The sequence below is a fragment of the Bradyrhizobium sp. BEA-2-5 genome (assembly GCF_032918025.1).
Taxonomy (GTDB): Bacteria; Pseudomonadota; Alphaproteobacteria; order Rhizobiales; family Xanthobacteraceae; genus Bradyrhizobium; species Bradyrhizobium pachyrhizi.
Genome location: NZ_CP136629.1, coordinates 1,102,419 through 1,122,364, shown reverse-complemented (window position 1 = coordinate 1,122,364; position 19,946 = coordinate 1,102,419). Strand labels below are relative to the sequence as shown.

14 protein-coding genes are annotated in these 19,946 nt (G+C 63.1%); 7 read left to right on the top strand and 7 right to left on the bottom strand.

Annotation, left to right across the window (positions count from 1 at the left end):
* The first annotated feature begins 78 nt into the window (after positions 1-78).
* The 4 genes from RX327_RS05075 to RX327_RS05060 are packed head-to-tail and all read left to right on the top strand — an operon-like array spanning position 79 to position 3,648.
* Complete coding sequence (locus RX327_RS05075; protein WP_050386325.1) at positions 79-528, top strand: MarR family winged helix-turn-helix transcriptional regulator; 450 nt, start codon at positions 79-81, stop codon at positions 526-528.
* Between the two features lie 2 nt (positions 529-530).
* Positions 531-2,582 carry an FUSC family protein gene (locus RX327_RS05070; RefSeq protein ID WP_317249650.1) on the top strand — a complete coding sequence of 684 codons (2,052 nt, stop codon included), beginning with the start codon at positions 531-533 and terminating at the stop codon, positions 2,580-2,582.
* On the top strand, positions 2,579-2,785 hold the full coding sequence (locus RX327_RS05065) for a DUF1656 domain-containing protein (protein WP_050386323.1): 207 nt from the start codon (positions 2,579-2,581) through the stop codon (positions 2,783-2,785). Before RX327_RS05070 ends, RX327_RS05065 begins: the two co-directional genes overlap by 4 nt.
* Positions 2,782-3,648: an HlyD family secretion protein gene (locus RX327_RS05060; protein ID WP_317249649.1), complete on the top strand. Its 867-nt coding sequence runs from the start codon at positions 2,782-2,784 to the stop codon at positions 3,646-3,648. Before RX327_RS05065 ends, RX327_RS05060 begins: the two co-directional genes overlap by 4 nt.
* Positions 3,649-3,819: 171 nt before the next feature.
* Here the strand turns inward: RX327_RS05060 and RX327_RS05055 are convergent, their stop codons facing one another.
* A complete protein-coding gene (locus tag RX327_RS05055) occupies positions 3,820-4,683 on the bottom strand; it encodes a tetratricopeptide repeat protein (protein WP_050386321.1) in 864 nt (287 codons plus the stop codon).
* Positions 4,684-4,720: 37 nt separating this feature from the next.
* On the bottom strand, positions 4,721-5,374 hold the full coding sequence (locus tag RX327_RS05050) for a FecR domain-containing protein (RefSeq protein WP_410712139.1): 654 nt from the start codon (positions 5,372-5,374) through the stop codon (positions 4,721-4,723).
* 406 nt (positions 5,375-5,780) lie between these two features.
* On the opposite strand from RX327_RS05050, the gene RX327_RS05045 reads away from it, so the two are divergent.
* The gene (locus tag RX327_RS05045; protein WP_082190727.1) at positions 5,781-10,328 is read left to right on the top strand and encodes a DUF5801 repeats-in-toxin domain-containing protein; all 4,548 of its coding nucleotides are present in this window, start codon (positions 5,781-5,783) and stop codon (positions 10,326-10,328) included.
* Positions 10,329-10,416: 88 nt separating this feature from the next.
* Here RX327_RS05045 and RX327_RS05040 read toward each other — a convergent pair whose 3' ends face one another.
* On the bottom strand, positions 10,417-12,186 hold the full coding sequence (locus RX327_RS05040) for an alkaline phosphatase family protein (protein ID WP_028333645.1): 1,770 nt from the start codon (positions 12,184-12,186) through the stop codon (positions 10,417-10,419).
* Positions 12,187-12,492: 306 nt separating this feature from the next.
* Here RX327_RS05040 and RX327_RS05035 point away from each other — a divergent pair, with 306 nt between their 5' ends.
* A complete protein-coding gene (locus tag RX327_RS05035) occupies positions 12,493-13,923 on the top strand; it encodes a cytochrome c peroxidase (RefSeq protein WP_028333646.1) in 1,431 nt (476 codons plus the stop codon).
* A 12-nt stretch (positions 13,924-13,935) separates the two neighbouring features.
* On the opposite strand, the gene RX327_RS05030 is transcribed toward RX327_RS05035, so the two are convergent.
* The 4 genes from RX327_RS05030 to RX327_RS05015 form a co-directional block, all read right to left on the bottom strand.
* On the bottom strand, positions 13,936-14,622 hold the full coding sequence (locus RX327_RS05030; protein ID WP_244482457.1) for a hypothetical protein: 687 nt from the start codon (positions 14,620-14,622) through the stop codon (positions 13,936-13,938).
* 120 nt (positions 14,623-14,742) lie between these two features.
* A complete protein-coding gene (locus RX327_RS05025; RefSeq protein WP_050386318.1) occupies positions 14,743-16,794 on the bottom strand; it encodes an alkaline phosphatase family protein in 2,052 nt (683 codons plus the stop codon).
* Between the two features lie 240 nt (positions 16,795-17,034).
* Positions 17,035-18,411 (bottom strand): cytochrome c peroxidase, encoded by a 1,377-nt coding sequence (locus RX327_RS05020; protein WP_317249648.1) that lies wholly within the window; start codon positions 18,409-18,411, stop codon positions 17,035-17,037.
* The gene (locus RX327_RS05015; RefSeq protein WP_028333649.1) at positions 18,408-19,193 is read right to left on the bottom strand and encodes an EfeM/EfeO family lipoprotein; all 786 of its coding nucleotides are present in this window, start codon (positions 19,191-19,193) and stop codon (positions 18,408-18,410) included. Before RX327_RS05015 ends, RX327_RS05020 begins: the two co-directional genes overlap by 4 nt.
* Before the next feature lie 298 nt (positions 19,194-19,491).
* Here RX327_RS05015 and RX327_RS05010 point away from each other — a divergent pair, with 298 nt between their 5' ends.
* Positions 19,492-19,929 (top strand): prepilin peptidase, encoded by a 438-nt coding sequence (locus RX327_RS05010; protein ID WP_063616551.1) that lies wholly within the window; start codon positions 19,492-19,494, stop codon positions 19,927-19,929.
* Positions 19,930-19,946: the final 17 nt, after the last annotated feature.

The following is a 19,946-nucleotide window of genomic DNA, read 5'->3' as shown; positions in this document are numbered from 1 at the left end:
GGATCGCATTCGCGTGATCGTCCGCGATGTTCGCAGTATATCATTGCATGCTAATAGTTCGTATCCTATCTAATTTGCATGCCTTCGCAATCCCATATCCACGCCGAGATCGGCCGCCTTGTGACCAGGCTCGCCCGGATCTGGCGTCGCGAGTCGGATCAGGCCTTGTCCGACCACGGCCTGTCCTACGCGACGGCGATTCCGCTGCTGGTGTTGTCGCGCCAGGGGGAAAACGTCCGGCAAGGCGTGCTGGCCGATGAACTGGGAATCGAGGGGCCTTCACTGGTGCGGCTGATCGATCTGCTGCAGTCCGAGCGCCTCGTCGAGCGTCGCGAGGACCCGACCGACCGGCGTGCCAAAACGCTGCATCTCACCGCTACCGGCGAAGCCAAGGTCGAGGAGATCAACCGGGTGCTGCGCCGGGTGCGGGCCAGCCTGCTGAAGGATATCGGCAGCGAGGAACTTGCGGTAACCTTCGAGACGCTCCAGCGCATCGAGCAACGGGCGACCGCTGTAGAGGCGAAATAATCATGCGCGCGGAAGAGCCGTTCCTGGTCCGCCACGCGGATCTCATTTTCGCGTTGAAGACGTTCGCGGCGTCGATGCTGGCGCTCGTCATCGCCTTGGCGATCGATCTGCCGCGTCCCTATTGGGCGATGGCGACGGTCTACATCACCTCCCAGCCGCTGGCCGGCGCGACCAGCTCGAAGGCGTTCTTCCGCGTGATCGGCACGCTGGTCGGCGCGAGCGTCACGGTTGCCCTCGTGCCGAACCTGGTCAATGCGCCGGAGCTGCTGTGCCTTGCGATCGCGCTCTGGGTCGGGCTCTGCCTTTATCTGTCGCTGCTCGACGGCACGCCGCGCAGCTATGTCTTCATGCTGGGCGGATATACCGTCGCACTGATCGGCTTTCCGTCGGTGGCCGACCCGGGCAGCATCTTCGACGTCGCGCTGGCACGGGTCGAGGAGATCTCGCTCGGCATCATCTGTGCGAGCCTGGTGTCGACGGTGGTGTTTCCCCGCAGCGTCGCGCCGGCGGTGGGCGGCCGTATCAGGAGCTGGTTGTCAGATGCGCGCCGTCTGTCACGCGACGCGCTGCTTGACCGCGGGACCAGCGAGACGCGCCGGGCCCAACGCCTTCGTCTTGCAACCGACATCGTCGAGATCGATACGCTGGCGACCCATGTCGCCTATGACCGGCTGGCCGACGCCGGCACCGTGCGTGGCCTCGGCGAGGTCCGGCTGCGCATGCTGATGCTGTTGCCGATCATCACGTCGATCGAAGACCGGCTTGCCGCACTCGGTGAGACGGCGCTGCGACGGCAACCGGAGCTGCAGCGCCTGATCGGCGATCTCGCCGCATGGATCGTGGACGAGGACCGCCAGCGGCAATCCGGCGAGCAGATCCGCGCTGCAATCGCCGAGCGGCAATCTGCGCTCGACGGCATCGCGCCGCGGGAGCGCATCATCACGATCAGCCTGCTGCTCCGGCTGCGCGAGCTTGTCGACATCTCGGCCGACTGCCGCGCGCTGGGCGATGCAATTACTGCGGGCCGGGATATCTCCACCGTCCCGCTGGCGTTCCACCCGGAGTCGGGGGCCGCACCGGTCCGTCATCGCGACCACGGCATGGCGCTGTGGTCGGCCGCAGGCGCAGCGGTCGCCATCCTAATCTGCTGCGGCCTGTGGATTGCGACCGGCTGGGCCGATGGCGCCTCGGCGCCGATGATGGCGGCGGTCGCCTGCTCCTTCTTCGCCGCGCAGGACGAGCCCGCGCGCAGCATCCGGGCCTTCGGCCTGTTTTCACTGGTCGCGATCGTCATCGTCGCGATCTATCAGTTCGCGCTGGTGCCGGGCATCTCCCATGTCGAGGTCCTGATCGCGGCGCTGGCGCCGACCTTCCTCCTGTACGGCTATTTGATCGCGCGGCCCAAAACCGCGCCGGTCGGCATGGCGCTCGCCGCCAACACCGCGACGCTGCTCGCGCTGCAATCAACCTACAGCGCGGATTTCGCCAGTTTCGCCAACACGTCGGTCGCCTTCTTCCTCGGTGTTGTCATCGCGGAGATCGTGACGCGGATCGCGCGCGGCGTCGGCGCCGAATGGATCGCCAAGCGGTTGATGACGTCGAGCTGGCAGACGCTCGCGATCGCGGCCGAGCGGCGCGGCCACGGCGATCGCGCGCAGTTTGCCGGCCTGATGCTGCATCGGCTCGGCCTGTTGGTCCAGCGGATCGCCTTCATCTCCGAGAGCGACCGGCGCGATGCCGACAGCCTGGTCCAGCTACGCATCGGGCTCAACATCATCGACCTGAGGAGGGCGCGTTACGGCCTCGCCGCATTCACCGTGCGTGCCATCGACGACATGCTGGACGACCTCGCGGCGGCGTTTCGTGCCCGTGCGGACCAGGCAATGCCGGCCGAACTGTTGTCATGCATCGATGCGGCGCTGACCGCGGTCGTCAAGGACCCCAATGAACGCGCGCGGGACGATGCATTGCTCGGCCTCGTCGGCATCCGCCGCGGCCTGTTTCCGGATGCACCCGCGTATCGATCGCAGTCCGAGGAGAGTTTCGCCGCATGAGATATGAGCTCGACATTTACGGCGTGCTCGTTCCGGCGCTGCTGCTGTGGCTCATCGTTGCCTATGCGCTGAGCGCAGTGGTGAGCCGGATCATGCAGCGCTTCGGATTCTATCGGCTGGTCTGGCATCGCGCGCTGTTCAATTTCGCATTGTACGTATGCCTGCTCGGCGTCGTGGTTTATCTTTCGGAGCTTCTGCCATGAAAGCGAATTTCGCCTGGCTCGGTCGGGTTGCGCTGACCGCGGTCGCCGTCGTCGCCGCGCTCGCTGTCGCTCGCGCGCTCTGGGTCTACTATATGGAATCGCCATGGACCCGCGACGGCAGGGTCCGCGCCGACGTGATCCAGGTGGCCCCCGACGTCTCCGGCTTCGTCACCGACGTGCTGGTCAAGGACAATCAACCGGTGCGTCGCGGCGACATCCTGTTCCGGATCGATCGCGCACGCTTTGCCCTGGCGCTGAAGCAGGCGGATGCATCGGTCGCCGGCCATCGCGCGACGATGGATCAGGCCGACGCCGACCTCAAACGCTACAGCTCGCTGACCACCGATGCGGTGTCGCAGCAGAAGCAGGAGCAGGTTCTGGCGACCCAGCTGCAGGCCAAGGCGGCCTATGACCAGGCGGTCGCCGACCGCGCCGTCGCGCAGCTCAATCTGGATCGCAGCGAGGTGCACGCTTCGGTGAACGGCACCATCACCAATATGGACCTGCGGCCGGGCGCCTACGTCACCGCTGGCAAGGGCGTGATGGCGCTGGTCGACACCGACACGCTGCATGTGGAAGGCTATTTCGAGGAGACCAAGCTCGCGCGCATCCGCGTCGGCGACAAGGCGCAGATCCGGCTGATGGGCGAGCCGGTGCGGCTCACCGGACATGTAGAGAGCATCGCAGCCGGCATCGAGGATCGCGACCGCGCGGCAGGCGCGAGCCTGCTCGCAAACGTCAATCCGACATTCAGCTGGGTTCGGCTCGCACAGCGCATCCCCGTGCGCATCGCGCTGGACCACCTGCCGGATCGCATCGCGCTGGTCGCCGGCCGTTCGGCGACGGTCGAGATCATGGACTAAAGCGCGATGAGATTAGGTTGAATCGTCATCGCGCCTTAGCTCTTTGTTTGAGCATGATCTTTTCGGAAAACCGCTTCGCACTTTTCCGGATCATGCTTTAGCCGGCTGGCCGCACCCGCAGCGACTGCATCGGGCCGGCCCGCTTGCTGCGGCTCCGTCGGCCGCGCTCGCCTATCGCACGCCGTAGCGTGTGAAATCGTCGCCGATGCTGCCCTGGATCGCCTTGGCCGCCGCCATGTCGATATTGCCGCCGGCCTTGTCACCCTGCTTCAACTTCGCCAGGCCGCGTCCATAAAGTGCGCTTGCGAGCTTGGGATCGATGCGAAGTGCGGAGCTGTAGTCGGCGATCGCCGCGCCAAGCTCGCCGGTCTTCAGATAGATCAGGCCACGCGAGTCATACGTCGCGGCGTTGGCTGACGCCGATTGAAGGGCCTTGTTGCAATCTTCCAGCGCCGCCTGCAATTCGCCGAGGATGGCCCGACTCCAGCAGCGTCCGTTCCACACCCCGTCCAGCTTCGGCTCGAGGCGAATGGCCTCATCGTAGTCCTGCGCCGCGCGCGCATAATCGTTCTTCTTCAAATAGGCGCCGGCGCGGTTGGCGAAGGCCTCGCCGTAGTTCGGGTTGAGCCTGATCGCCTGATCGAAGGCGTCGGTGGCGCGATCATATTCGCGCTTCCTGAGATAGGCCACGCCGCGGTTGTTGAGCGGCTTGGTGTAGGTCGGATTGAGCTCGATCGATCGATCGAAATCCCGGATGGCTCCGTCGTAGTCTCCCTTGGCGGCGTAGGCGTTGCCACGGTTGTTATAGGCGATCGCGAGGCCGGCCGCCGTCATGTCCTGCCCCGCATCGATCAGCGCCGTGCAGGCAGCAATGCGCGCGTCGGCCGGTGTGCGATCGAGGCCGCTGCACGATCCGATAGTGCGGAGATAGCTGTCCTTCTTCGGGTTCTGCGCGACCGCAGGCAACACAGGGAGCATCGCAACGAGAAGCGATATCAGGCTGACAATTGCGCCGGCGCTTGCACGAGGTTTCATATCGGGCCTTGCTTGCACGAAACGGGCTGCGCCTGGCCTAGCACCCTCGACAGATGTTGGGATTGAACTTGTGGAGGGTGTTTTGCTCAGGTTGCTGCGGCGTTCGTGTCCCGACCTTCCTGACCTTGCTCTTGCCCTCTTCAACGAGCGTGGCGAACCTCACCGTTCCATCGTCCGATATCTCGATGCGTGGCGTGGTGCCTCGAATGCCCATCGTTGCCACAGGAGTGTCGATCTTCATGTCACCGGTCTTCGCAATGTTGCCGGCAACGAAGGTGAAGGTGCCGTTGGTCAGTTTGAGCAAGGTCGAGTTTGACTTGCCGTTCGGATCGTACACGAACTCGGTCATCGCCATCTTGGCGTTGCTCGACAGATTGAACGAAGTGCCGTCGGTGAAATTGATCCCGACGCGTCCGTCCGCTCCAGTCTGCACCACGTCGCCCAGATAAACGGGATCGCCAACCTGCGCCTGAGGCAATTTGCCGGGCAGCCCTGCCTGAACGACCACTGCACTCGGATGCTCGATCGTGACCGAACCAGTGGCGGCCACGACCCTTCCGATGAATTTCAGTTGAATATTCTCAACCGCGGGCTGGGCCGGTTCGGTTTGCCCCTGCACCTGGCCGGGCGTGAGCGTTGCGAGCGCCAGGACGAAGCTTGCAAGCAATTGAACAATCAAATGGATGCGCACGATCCCCTCCACGAGAAGATCTTGTCGTGTCGTGGCTCGGTGGTGATCGGGACCGCCGGGCCGAGACCGCAGGACCTTAAGTGCCAAACGAGTTGTCGCAGACAAGCCTAAATGCCTGACGCAGTTCGACTAAAAATTAATAAGTGGACAATTTGCATGGTAATCATACTATTAATTTTGCGGGGCTGCACGCGCGATAAAGGACAGCTATTCTGTCCTTTTTGTAAGGCTCCCCCGCAGTATTGGAATTCCATTTTTACTGCCGAATTTGGTTTCAATCAGGACGTTTCAGCGGACAAGCCTATGGCTGACGGCGCGGGGTTTTTCGCCGCGTGGCCGAACCAAGCCAAAATAAAAAGACTGCGGCGCCACTTTCCGCTCGAACTGCCCAACAGGCAAAAAGCCAATGTCAGTTGCGTCCGGCGTAGAGTTCGGGGACGCGTGCATGGCCGTTTTGGGCCAGCCGCCCCGCGTAGTTGGCACTGTTCGGACGGCGATCGGCTGCGGCACGATCGCGCGTGCCCGCGGCATACCGATTCAAATCGTAACTGGCGATCCCGTTCGCCAGGGTGACGTCATCGAGGTCGGAGCCGGCGGGCGGATCGAAATCCGCCTGGTCGATGGCAGGTTGCTCAATTTGCCGGCCGGCACCGTGCTGGAGTTGGGCGACATCGCGCAGGACCCCGGCGAGGGCTTGCGGCCGGGCCTGTTCGCGAAAACCAGAAGCCTCTTCCGCCTCATCGGCAGCCGGCTCGCAGGGTCTGGCGTCCTGACGGCGGACACACCGGTTGGCACCATCCGCGCCAGCGGCCTCGGCATGCTGTCGTTGGCCGCCCTCACCTTCTCGCTGCTCGAGGACGCCCGGGCCGCGGAGCCGAACGTCACGTTCCTGGACGACGACAACATCAAATACAAGGACCTCCACCACGGCGTGTTCGAACTCGTGACCAAGGAGGCGATCCCCCGTCACATCATCGTCGAGGATCCCGAAGAGACGATCATCCTGAGCAGAAGAGGCTCCTCTGTCGGCGTGAACCATGCCACGAATTCCCCTGCGCACATGGAGGAATTACGGGAGGCCCAACAGGAGACCCTTGCCTATTTCGAGAAAGGACCGGCATCGAAAGGGTCCGGCATGCCTGCTCTCGAAGGCGGCCAACTGCTGCTGCCGATCAATTTTATTCAGCAGTCCCCGCTGTCGCCGGTGCAAGATACGCTCGGGCCGCTACCGGTGGCGACCTTCGCGAAAAATGATCTCTTCAAACTGCCGCCGGTTCCGCCGAAGCTGAACCTCGGAGCGGGGCCGACTGAAATCGATACGGTGATATTTGACGACTTCAATGCGGCGAGCGGGATCTTTTCCGCGAGCAGCATCAAGGGCGGCGCACTGAAATTCGGCATCAGCGGAGGCGCCACAGGCGATACGGTGCTGGGACAGGCGACATACGACGTGTCGAGCGTCGGTACATTTGGCACGCTCTATCTCAACAGCGCGACCGGAAACTACACCTTCGTTCCGAACAATACCGCAATCAACGCGCTGAAGGCCAACACGACCCAGAGCTTCGTGATCACGGTCTCGGACGGCTCGCTTTCGGCCAGCGAGAGCTTCGACATCAGCATCCTGGGCGCCGATGACGCCTCCATCATTTCCGGCACCAAGGCCGGCGCGGTGGTGGGTGCGGTCGGCGTCAGTCATGCCTCGCCCGGCCTGCTCATCGCAAAGGGCACGCTCACCGACACCGATGTCGACGATCCCGCCAATACCTTCACCGCCGTGAACGCGCCGACGACAAGCGTTGGCGGCTACGGCTCATTCACGCTCACAACGGCCGGCGTGTGGACCTATACGCTCGACAACGCCAACAGCTCCGTGCAAGCCCTCCATGTCGGCGACACGCTGACCGACAGCTTCTCGGTGACCACGATAGGCGGCACCCCGCAGACGGTGACACTCACCATCCACGGCCCCTTGATCGAGATCGGAACCGCGCCATCGCTGACGTTGAGCGAGACCCATCTGACAGCGACGACGCTGGACGACAACATCGCCGGCTCGGCACCGGACGCTGCGCTGACGACGACATCAGGCGAGTTCTCAGCGGCATTCGTCACCGAACCGGGTCTGACGGTCAGCTACGCACTGACGATCACCGGCGGCAACGGTTCGGCGTCAGGGCTGATCGATTCGCATACCGGCCTCGCTGACCTGCTGGTTCTGAACGGCAACACCATCGAAGGCCATGTCGGTGCAGCAAGCGGGGCGCTCGCGTTCACCATCACGGTTGACCCGGCCACGGGCCGCGTGACCTTCGTCGAGCACCGCGCGGTCGAACAATCGTCGGGCACCAGCCCTGACAGCGGCGAAGGGATCGCGCTGGGGACCGGCCTCGCCAACCTGATCGCGACGGTCACGGAGAGCGACGGCCAGTACCAGGATCTAAGCATCGATCTCGGCAAGCAGCTGACAATCACGGACGATGGCCCGCGCATCGAGGCGGCGGGCACAGCCCCATCGCTGACGCTGAGTGAGACGCATCTGACGGCAACGGCGCTGGACGACCACATCGCCGGCTCGGCGCCGGACGCGGCGCTGACGACGACTTCCGCCGATTTCTCGACGGCGTTCACTTCGGTGCAAGGCGCCGATGGCGCGACCATCCGCTACGCGCTGACCATCACCGGCGGCAACGGCACGGCGTCGGGGCTGATCGACTCGCATACCGGCCTCGCTGACCTGCTGGTTCTGAACGGCAACACGATCGAAGGCCGCGTCGGCGCGACCAGCGGCACACTGGCGTTCACCATTACGCTCGATCCGGCCACTGGACGCGTGACCTTCACCGACTACCGGCCGGTGGAGCAGCCGCTCGGCACCAGCCCGGACAGCGGCGAAGCCGTATCGCTGGCCGCGGGCATCGTGGGCCTGACTGCCACGATCACGGACAAGGACGGCGACTTCCAGAGCGCCGGCCTGGACCTCGGCAGCAGACTGGCCATCAGCGACGATGGCCCCTGCATCCAGGCCAATTGCACCGCTCCGTCGCTGACGCTGAGCGAGACGCACCTGACGGCAACGGCGCTGGATGACCATGTCGCGGGCTCGGCACCGGACGCCGCGCTGACGAAAATTTCCGCCGATTTCTCGACGGCGTTCACCTCGCTCCAGGGCGCCGACGGCGCGACGACTCACTATGCACTGACGATCAACGGAGGTGACTGCACCCCATCCGGTCTGATCGATTCGCATACCGGCTGCTCCGACGTGCTGGTTCTGAACGGCAACACGATCGAAGGCCATGTCGGCACAGCAAGTGGCGCGCTGGCATTCACCATCGCGGTTGATCCGGCCACGGGATGCGTCACCTTCACTGAATATCGCGCGGTGACGCATCCGGCCTGCGCCGGCCCTGACAGCGGCGAAGCCGTGTCGCTGACCGCCGGCGTCGTAAGCCTGGTTGCCACCATCACGGACAAGGACGGCGACTTCCAGAGCGCGTGCATCGACCTCGGCAAGCAACTGACGATCACGGACGATCACCCGACCATTTGCAGCTTCCCGGAGACCTTCATCGCCGCTCAGGATCATCAGACTGCGACAGGTACCTACGATGTCAATTTCGGCGCGGATGGCGATGCCGCGATGTTCGTTGCCGTCCACAACGGTCCAGTCGGCTGCACGGGATATGATCTGGCCACATCATGCCTGGGCAACGGCATCACCGCGGTGCACGTCACCGGACATGGCGATGATTACAACTTCTACTATACGACCCATGAGGTGGGCGGCGGCGTCGAACTCGACGCGTATCTTACCGATTGCGGCGGCAGGCTGGACGATCCTTATTTCAAGTTGCTGATCGATCCGGATGGAACATTCTGCTTTGATCTCGAGCAAGCCGGGCCGTCGAAGGACGTCACCGTCCATGGCTCCGATTTTGATGCCCCGATCTGCGGCACGCCGTCATTGACGGCTCCGGACGGACAACTGGTTATTACCGGATCGGACTGCGCCGGCCATCCGCTCGATGTCAAGGCATCGGACTGCGGTATTGCGGTCGGCGACAGTGGACTGCAGATGGACCCGGCCGAGCAGTTGAATCTCGCGTTCACCGAGAAGCAGTCGCAGGTCGGCTTCAATCTCACGGAATGGCGGGGCTACGGCACCGCCGGCGTGATCCTCAAAGTTCTTGATGGCAGCGCCGACGTTCACGACTTCTGCATCGATGTTCCCAGGCCGCTCTGCGGCAGTGCCGGCTTCGTGGTCCAGGAGACATCGGATGCTTCGCTGATCGACACCTACACCTTTGATGCCACGACGACGACGTATACGCTTTACGTTGACAGGTCGTTCAATCAAGTCCAGGTCGACTACGATCGGGTGGAAGCCGGGTGTCCCACCTTCGCGATCAACAACATCAGCTATACCGAAAAGACGAGCATCAACGCGGATCTGCTGTTCGATGTGACGGCGGTCGATGCGGACGGCGATGCGGCCACGAGCAACCTTCAGGTCGATATTCAGTGCCACGCGGCGGGGATGGACGCCTTCATATTCGCCGCCAGCCCGGACAGCCCCGCGCCGCCGGTCGGCGCCAGCGCTCCAGCGCCCGATGTTAGTCCGATGTCAACGAGTAGCCACGAGGACGCGGCGTTGTCTCAGGCAATCTTGCCCTTTGTAGACGGCGGAACGTCCGGAACGACCGAGCAGTCCTTTCATTTCGCGGAGCCTTCGAGCCTTGAACAGCAGGGAGCTTCGTCCCCTCTACAATTCGATCAAAGCCTCGCGTGGTTCGGCCGCCAGGCCGATTCCGCTGGATTTCAGCTGGCACAAGGAGTTGCAGCTGGTGGAACGCCGGCAGTTGGGCCGGTCCCGGAGCATCAAACAGATTTCTTCCCGGACCATACGCCGGACGCCATCGTGATCCATCCGCTACACGATCTGATCGTGTAGCGATCCCTTCGTGTAGCGATCACTTGGGCGCGTGGCCGGCATTCCGGCCCGCGTCGGACGTTGACGCGGGCCAGCAGCGCTCCTCGCGTCAGTGCCAGCCCTCGCCGGCCTTCAGCGCCGCCGAGAGGCTACGCACCGGGCGCGTCACCAGCGGATCGAGATCGAAGCGCTTTTCCAGCATCTTGAGGATCGACGTGGTGTCGAAGTCCTCATGCGCAACACCCGACTTGTTGAAGCGCTTGGCGATCAAGAGCGTCGGAATGCGAGTGCCCGGGCCCCACTGGTCCGCGGCCTTGGCTTCGGCACCATGACGGTTGAACGGCGGCGGGGGAACGTGATCCCACTGCCCGCCGAACTCGTCATAGGTGATGACGATCAACGTGTCCTTGCCATCCGGCCCCTCGACGATCGCCTTGACGAGATCGACGAGATGCTGGCTGCCTTCGGATTCGCTGGTGTAGCCCGGATGCTCGTTTTCCTCGCCGATCGGCTTGATGAAGCTGACCTGCTTCAGCCGGCCGGTCTTCGCCGCCTGGATGAACTCCGCCTCGTCCTTCAGGTGATCCTTGCGGGCCTGCGTTCCGGGCGCGTAGTTGGCGAAGTAGTTGAACGCCTGATGGTGGTACTGGAAATCCACGTCCGGGCAGTTCGGGAACACCGCCGTGGAGACATGGTTCGGGTCGGTGCAGGTTGTGCCGTTGCCGTTGGTCCAGCCCGAAGCGCCGACGTCACCGTTGGCGTTCGACCAGCCGCCCGAATACCAGGCCCAATCGATGCGCTTTGCCGACAGCCGATCTCCGATGTTCGGCGTGTGCAGCGGCGGCAGGCGCTTGATGTCGGCGGTGCCCGGGGAATAGGGCTGATAGAACGGCTGCGTGGTGTTGACCGCGTAGTCGCCGCAGGCGAGGCCCGCCGGCAGTCCGGCCTGATTGCACTTCGCCGTCAGCTGTGCATCCTTCACGGTCGAGAGCGGCGTGTAGAGCGGCGTGCTGGTCGGCATGCCGTTGGCATCGACGATCGAGTGGAAGTCGTTGGCGCTGCCGTCATTCAGGGCACCGACGAACTGGGGCGCCGCCGCGGCGACCAGGAACTGGTGGTTGAGGAACGAACCGCCGAAGGCGCCCTGGAAGAAGCTGTCCGCGATGATGTAGTTCGGCGCGCCGTGGCCGTGGAGATAGCTGTAGATCGGCAGCTTCTTGGTGTCGTAATAGCCCATCACCAGACCCGCCGCATCACTGCCGGTCATGTAGCGATTCTGCCGGCCGCCGTTCAGCTGATACTGCTCGCTGTAGAAGCGGTGCACGATGTCCGCGGTGCAGCCGCCGGGCGCGCCGGTGCCGTTGAGGAAACCGTGAGCCGCGAAAGCGCCGAGCGGCTTCGGGCAGGTGGTGGCCGAGGTCGGAATGAACTCGTTGATCTCGAACGGCTTGTTCTTGAAGGCGCTCAGGATCGCGACCGTGCCCGTATTGTCGGTGCAGCTGGTCGGTTGCGGCGACGGAGAGGTCAGGTTGACGTCGTTCTGCAGCAGGCAGGCATAGACGGTCTGGTTGTCCTGCCGAACCTGCAGGGTGTGCGCCTGATCGGCATAGGATGTGCCGTTGATCCGGTCGCGGCCGACATCGCCCCAGTGACCGTAGAGGTTATCGAAGCTGTGGTTCTCCTGATAGATGACGACGATGTGCTTGTACTGGTGCACGCCTTCATGGCCGCGATCCCGCAGATCGCGCAGCTCTTCCCTGATCTCGTGCTTGAACTCATCAACGATCTTTTCGACCAAATTCTCTGCGTTTGCTACCGGCGAGATGGCAACGGCGCCAGCAACAACCGCGAGCGCCGGAATGGCTCCCCAAAGCCGCATAGTGCTCTCCTGATTTAGAAAGAAATAGAAATGGAGCTACACGCTATGCAAAACACATTTCGCGGGGATGACTGTTTTTCGACGCGCGCACAAACGCGCGGAAAGATGCTCGCTCACCAACAGAATTTCATCCTGTCAAACGCAGACCGCGTTGCGGTGCGCCGATCGAGCGTCATCAAACCGCAATCAAAATTCGTCTATCCAGTCAGATGGTCATTGATCCTGCCGACAGGAAACTGTCACCTCCGTGACATCTTCCAACGCACGGCAGCGCATATGCATTTGTGACAGGGGCGTTTTCGCGCGATGGCTTGGGATATTCTGGCGTCCGGCTCCGGAAAACATCGTGCGACAGCTGCCGATCGCGGCGTCAGACCGGCACGGGTCGCGTGGCTGGCGCTCGTCGTTGCCCTGCTCCCGTTGCGCGCGTCGGCGTTCCCGCTCGGCGGCGACCAGACTGTGCTGCCGGCCGGCACCGAATTTTCCGAGGAGGCGCTGGCGCGGCCGCGCGAACTCTTTCATTCCGAAGCCGTCGGCGGACGAAAGTCCTATTTGGTCAATCTCGGCGATCTTGCGTTCAACTCGCCTTCCATCCTGGGCGGCAAGGCGCGTCAGGCCGAGATGAGCTGCGGCACCTGCCACGTCAACGGCGCATCGAACCCGAAACTGTTCGTTCCGGGCGCATCGTCCCGCCCCGGCACCTTCGATACGACCAGCCTTGTCTTCAACGCGAAAACGTTCAACAGCATCCTCGATCCGGTCAGGATTCCGAGCCTGCGCGGCGCCCGCTTCCTCGCCCCCTACGGACATGACGGGCGCATCACCTCGCTGCGCGACTTCGTCTATAATGTCATCGTCAATGAATTTTCCGGTCCGAGGCCGCGCGACGAGGTTCTCGACGGCCTCGTCGCCTATATCAACGATATCGACTTCCTCCCCAATCCGAAGATTGCGCCCGGCGGCAGGCTTGTCGCGCAGGCGAGCCTGGCCGAGCGCCGCGGCGAGGCGCTATTCTTCAAGCCGTTTCCGAAGCAGGCCGAGCTGAGCTGCGCCGGTTGTCATGTTCCGGGCGGTACCTTCAACGACCAGATGCGCCACGACGTCGGATCCGGTGGACTGGTGAAGACCCCGACTTTGCTGAACGCCAACTTCAACGCCCCGTATTTCCACGATGGCCGCTACGACAGCTATGAACAGGTGGTCGATCATTTCGATCGTGTGTTCGACCTCGAACTGTCGACCCAGGACGCCCAGGACCTTGTGGCCTATCTGAATGCGGTCGGCGACGGCGAACGCCCGTTCGACAAGGACGGCGTCATGCTCCGGATGAAAGAGGTGCTCGAGCTCGCGAGCGTCCTCGAGGTCGCGATCCCGGCTGCCGACACCGCGGTGGTGTCACTGGCCGTGACCGGGGTCGGGGCCGAACTGCGCGAACTGACCGAGCGCATCCCGGACATCAGGAACACCGCGATCGGTGGCAAGGACGAGCGGCTGGCGGCGCGCGCGATCCTGAAGGACCTCGTTCTCACCTTGCGCCGCATCGATCTCGACGTCGCCGCCGGCCGTATCGACGATGCGATGGCCGAATATCGCAACTTTGCGCAGCTGGTGCACTTCGACGTACCCGTCGCCCTGAAAAAGGCCGAACCCTGGTCGCTGTTCAACAGCAACGTGCATCAGTCGCACTACACAGCGCTCGGCCGGATTCTGCCGGTAACCAGCCAGCAGTCGCAGTAACGGAGGGCGTGCTCACTGCGAAGCCGACGGCTCAACCCATACGTCGCTCTGCTGGATCCGACGGATCAGCGCTTGCGGGTCGAACTTGCGCAAGCCTGCGGGAATTTCAAACGTTTGCGCCGCCTGTGGCTCGTCGCGGATGTGATCGGCAGCGATCACCGTCCCATCCGCGGTCCTGATCCGTACCGGAAATCTGCGCGCGCGGTCGATCCACCCGACAAAGCTCAAACCGGACGGCGCGGCGATTCGAAAGACGTCGGTATCGTGCCCCGCGATCCTTTCCTCTCCATCGCGCTGGCAGTGCCACGTTGCGAGGTCGATCGGCGCGGACAGCTGCGCCATCGCCAGCCATTGCCGGCAGGGATCATCCGGATCGACCGGAATGAACATCCGGGTGAGCGGGCTCGATTGCCGCGCGTCCATGTAAACCCGTGCGGCCGGACGGACGAAATAGGCCGCGGGCTTGCCCGTATCGATCAGGAAGAAGCCGTCGGGTAGCGCGCTTGTCTCGATCCGTGCTTTTCCGCCGGAGACCCGCAAGGCTCCCATGGCGGTTGCCGTGTCGTCCTTGTTCGCGACGAGGTCGGCGGAAAACTGCTGTGCCATGGCCGGGATCGCCGCGCCGGCCAGGATGGCAACGGCAAGCAGGCCGGCCGCGACGCTCCTGCTGATCGGGCACGTCTTCTCGTTGCGTTTCATCGCATGTCTCCGGTCGATCAGGTGGTGGGCGGGTAGAACAAGACAGCGCCGACCGAACCATTGGTTCGATCGGCGCCGGCCTTGGATGGAGTCAGGACCTCGCTGCGGGCGAGAGCTTGATCACTCGGTGTAGGACAACGTGACCGGCTTGCTGAAGTCGAACGCGTCGAACATGTCAGACAATGCCGGGCTGTTGGTTGGAATGTACTCGTTGTTCTTCGAGTAGGTCGGGTTCGGCAGGTTGTCGCGGCTGCGGTTCGTGAGCGGCTGGAGAGCCCAGTTGCGCTCGATGAACTTCAGCAGCGAAACGTGGTCGGCGTAGTTGTGGTTGACCTTGCCGCCCGTCGAATAGGGCGAAAGGATCAGGGTCGGAATGCGCGGTCCGTCGCCGAAGAAGTCGATGGACTGCTGGTAGCCGGAGTCCCAATAGCCGCCGGCCTCGTCCCAGGTGATGAAGACAGCGGTTTCAGCCTTCAGCTCCGGATTGTTGTCCAGCGAGTTGAGCACGTTCAGGACATAGGCCTCGAACAGGTCAACCTTCGAGCTCTGCGGATGACCGTCGAGCAGGCCGTCCGGCTTGCCGAACGACACCGCGGGCAGCGTGTTGTTCTGGATCGCCGTGATCAGATCGGCAGTGTCCTTCATGTGAGCCTGACGCACGGCCGGGTTGGCCATGATCGAGGTCGCATACTGGAACGGATTGCAGATCTGGCAGTAGGCAACACCGAGCGCGTGCGCCGGATCGGCGACCGCGGCGGCGCTAAGGTTGGGGTTCGACGGATTGGCGGCAACCGCGGCGTTCGAAAGCGCCACGGCGTCGTTGAACGCGCCACCATAGAACGCCCAGGAGATGTTCTTCTCCATGAGCGCATCGCCGATCGTGCGAACCGACGACGGCGGCACGTTGTTGCCACCCGACAGCGCGCCGTTCGGCAGATAGCCCGGGTTGACGTTGTTGAGCATGTAGTAGTGGTTGGGCTTGCAGTTCGGCTCCGCCGCGTACGGCAGATTGTTGAGGTAGGTGACTATCGGCTTGACGCCGGGCTGGAACACGTCAGAGCAATTGCTCCAATTGCCGTCGACGGTGTAGCGGTTGACCGAGCCCGCGACCGGATTCGGATTGGCGATCAGGTTGGCCGGCGGCGTCACCGGATTGCCCTTGCCGTCACTCCAGAAGGCCGCATCGCCGGTACCGAGCATGAAGTGATTCGCGCCGGTGCCGCCGTGGAACGACTGGTGGAAGTTGTCGCTCAAGGTGAAGCGGTCGGCGAGCATCTTCAGGACCGGAGCCTGACCCTGCTGGGCGTTGTAGAAGCCCATCGAGTTGGCCATGCTCTTGTTGGACGCCGAATAGGTCGCCATCACGAACGGGAACAGGTCGTTCAGGCAGCCCGAATTGTTCTTCTTGGTGGCATTGGCGGCGCTGCAGTCTTCCTGCTGCCAATCCTGATAGAAGCGATGCGTCGAGTCGCCGGTGTAGTCGTCGTCGCTGATCTGCTCGCCCTGCAGCTGGAACGGTCCGTTCAGACCGCCGGCGCCGGGAATGCGGGTATCCAGCACGCCGGTCGGCAGGCCGCTGAAGCCGGTGGTGAGGATGTCGAGATCGGCCGGATCCATGTCCTTCTCGACGCTGGCTTCGGCGATCGTCTTGAACGGAGCGCCGGTGTCGCTCTGCGCGGTCGGCGTACCGGCCGTGTTCGGCTGCGGCATCGGGTTTGTCGCGTTGTAGGGCGACTTCGCGATGGTCGGTGCGCCGATATAGTACAAGGGCTGGCCCGCGACCGAGGACTGCTGCGCCTGCGCAAAGTTCGGTCCCGGCGTGCCATCTTCGTTGACGATGCCCTTCGACAACAGGTTGGAGATGGTCTGCCCCTTGCCCTTCGGCTTGTAGATACCGAAGGTGTGATCGAGGCCGCGGTTCTCACCGATCAGGATGATGACGTGCTTGATCGGCGACGCGGTCTTCACGCCGTGATCGCCGTCACCATGATGGCCATGGTTCTCATGCTTCGCACGATCGCCCTCTTCGTGCGCCTGGTGATTGTGATGCGGACGCTTGTCCCAATCACTGCGGCCGCCAGGATAGTGAGCGGCATATGCGGCTGTTGCGACGAGCACCGTTGACGCGATGCAGAGCGCGGTGCTGGTTCGCCAGTGCTTTTTGTAATTCAAACTCATTGTCGACCTCAGGGTGTTTGCGGTTAGCAACACACACTGCTTAGTGCGACAATATGACGCATGGTTTTCGCTTACATGAAAGCGCGCAAGAAATTTCGAGACGTTCAAATATTTTCTGAGGAGACATCTGCCGCGCGCCGCATCTCCACGATTCAACGATGCAACTATTGATCGAAAATTGATCGAGCATCCGCGCCGCGGCACGGATCGCAAAATCACTGCAAAACAAAGCAATCAATGCGAAAGGTGCTTGGAGCGCATCACCTGGCGAAGCGCAGCATAATGCTGGTCATGCACGTCTTGATTGAAGAGCGACCATGGCTCGGCGCTGGCCAACAGCGCGGGCACTGCGGCAACCATCAGATTGCGATAATTCCTGAACTCGGTCGCGGCATCCGCGTTGCGCCCTGCTGCAACCGCCATCTCGATTCGCCGCAGCGTGAGAACGAGCTCCTTGAGGCCGCTGCGCGCTAGCACGCGCTGCTGCTCGCCGCCCGAGACGCTGGTGTTCTTGCGATCGGGATATTGCTCGGTCAACTCGCGCAGCTCGCGGCCGATCGTGTCGACCGCCAGCGCGACGATGTCGTTGTCGCCGGCCGGAATCGCGGTCGCGAGCACCGTCGAGAAATCGTTGATCTCCTTCAACGTTGCACCGGCGCCGTCGCGTTCATAGGGCTGCACGCCGTCGCCGACCGCCGTGAGATAGGCGACGAGGTCGTCCTTGTCCTGCGCCGAGAGGTCGAGCTGAAAGGTCCGGTCGAAATAGTCGACAACCTGGTTGTAATTGTCGAAGCGGCCGTCGTGAAAGTACGGCGCGTTGAAGTCGGCATTGCGCAGCGTCGGCGTCTTGAACAGGCCGCCGGAACCTACGTCGTGCTGCTGGTGATCGACAAAGCCGGACGACGGAACGTGGCATCCCGCGCAGCTCAATGATGGATCGTGCGGGAACGGCTTTGCGAACAGCGCTTCGCCGCGGCGCTCCGCGTCGCTGATTTTGCCGGCCAGCCGTCCGGCAGGACCAAGGCTCGGATTGGGCAGGAAGTCGATGTCGTGAATATACGCCACGATCGCATCGAGCGTTGCCGGCGACGGCTCAGGACCTGCGAACTCGTTGGTGATGACGTTGTGGACGAAATCGCGCAGCGAGGCGAACCGGCCGTCTGCGCCGTAGGGCGCAAGATAACGGGCGCCACGCAGGCTCGGGATCCGTACGGGATCGAACGCCAGATTGTTGGCCTTCGGATTGAACAGCGGACCGGTGGTGTCGAACGTGCCGGGACGGCTCGACATCTTCGGCATGAAGAATTTGGCGTTGTTCGCGCCATTGACGTGGCAGGTGCCGCAGCTCACGCCGGCCTGCCGTGCCACGTCACCGAGCAGCCCCGGCGAATTGAACGCGAGATCGCCGAGATTCACCAGATACGACTTGGTTCCGGTCCGCTCGGACTGGAACACCTCGCGCGGCTTGTCGAGCGCATCCTCGTTCAGCTCGGTCGCGACAGGCAGCACGGTCTTGTCACCGTCGACCGGAAATGCCACCGCACGCCCGAACAATGCCAGGGCGATGACACCGGAGAGCAGCGCAGCCAGACGCAGGTGAAGCGATGTCATCGCGCCTGGGCCTCCAGTGTCGGCCGCTGCAGCCCGAGCTTTGCCGAGGCGCTCTGCAGCGCAACCACCAGTTCCTCACTGGTCTGGCGCAGTTCGGCAATGTTGACACGCGGCAGGTCGGGCGTGGCGACAATCGCTTCGAGCTGCTCGATCCGGTTGGTCACCATCTCGTCGAGCTTGCCGTCGACCGTGTTGAGCGCGGCCGAGAAGATCGTGTGGTAGGCGAAGTCGATGCCGGCGATGTTGTTGCGCATGTCGTCCAGCGAGGTGCCGCTGATGCGCGACTCGCCGCCATCGGCCTTGCTCTCTCCGACTTCGTAGGCGAGCCGCACCGTGCCATCCAGAAGACCCTGCGGCGTCAGCTTGATATCCTTGAGCTTGCCGTGGAGATCGTTCAGATGCTCGGCAAGGCCGGTCGCATCGGTGGCAACGTCGGTGCTGGCAGCTCCGAACAGTTTCGCCTCGATGGCGTGGAACCCGCTGTCCGCGTTGGGCCAGGCGTCGATCTGCGCATCGAGCTCAGGCACGAAGCCTGCGGTGAACACCTCCGAGCGCTCCCAGCCGGCGCGCGCCGACAGCCAGGCCTTCTTCGCTCCGGGCAAATCCGCCGCCGCGGCGCGCTCGCGAAGCGCACGCGCGCCTGTCAGCGCACTGGCGACGCCCTCGATCAAATATGGCCGGTAGCGCTCGGCGCCCTCCTCGAGAGCACCGGCATTCGCGCCGCGCACGCCTGCGAACGCCGCCAGCAAAGCAAGGCACGCCGCCACTTGCATCTTGTGCATAGTCAACCCACTCGTCTGCCACGAAGGGCTCGCGGCATGTAGCGGGGCGAACTATTGTCGGTATCCTATGCGGATTTGTGACAGCGCGGACTTTTTGTCGCATCTTTTCTGCTCCGCGATCGTCGATGACGATCACAATTTTGCAAACTCGTTCGCGCTGCTGCAGACGGATTGAAATTGGACTGTTCAACGCGCGTGAGTTGTTGCAACACAACGTCCGCATCTGTCACACTTGTCCGTCGCCATGCAGATTGATCGCGAAGCCCTCTATCTTATCGGATCTTACGGCGCGCTTTGCATGTTTTGCTGCGCCGTCGCGCTGATCGATCTTCGCCACGGCATCATCCCCAATTGGCTGAACCTTGCGATCGCGGCGCTCGGTCTCGCAAACGTCGTCGTCGCCGAAGGCACGATGGCCGCCGTCACCGCCATGGGAATCGCGGTGCTGGTCGGCATCGTGTTCCTGCTATTGCAGCGTCTTTACTTCGCCTTGCGGCAAGTCGACGGATTGGGACTTGGCGACGTCAAGTTTCTCGCCGCCGCGGCGATCTGGGTCGGCGCGACAGGGATTCCGACCTTGCTGCTGATCGCGGCACTCGCGGCGCTCGGTGTTGCCGGCGGCCTGCAACTCGCCGGCCACGAGATGAAGCGCCAGACCTCGATCCCGTTCGGCCCGTTTCTGGCGCTCGGGCTTCTCGTGACGCCGGCCCTTCAGAGCTGGCTCGCGTTGAACTAGTCTAGCATCTCGGTCCG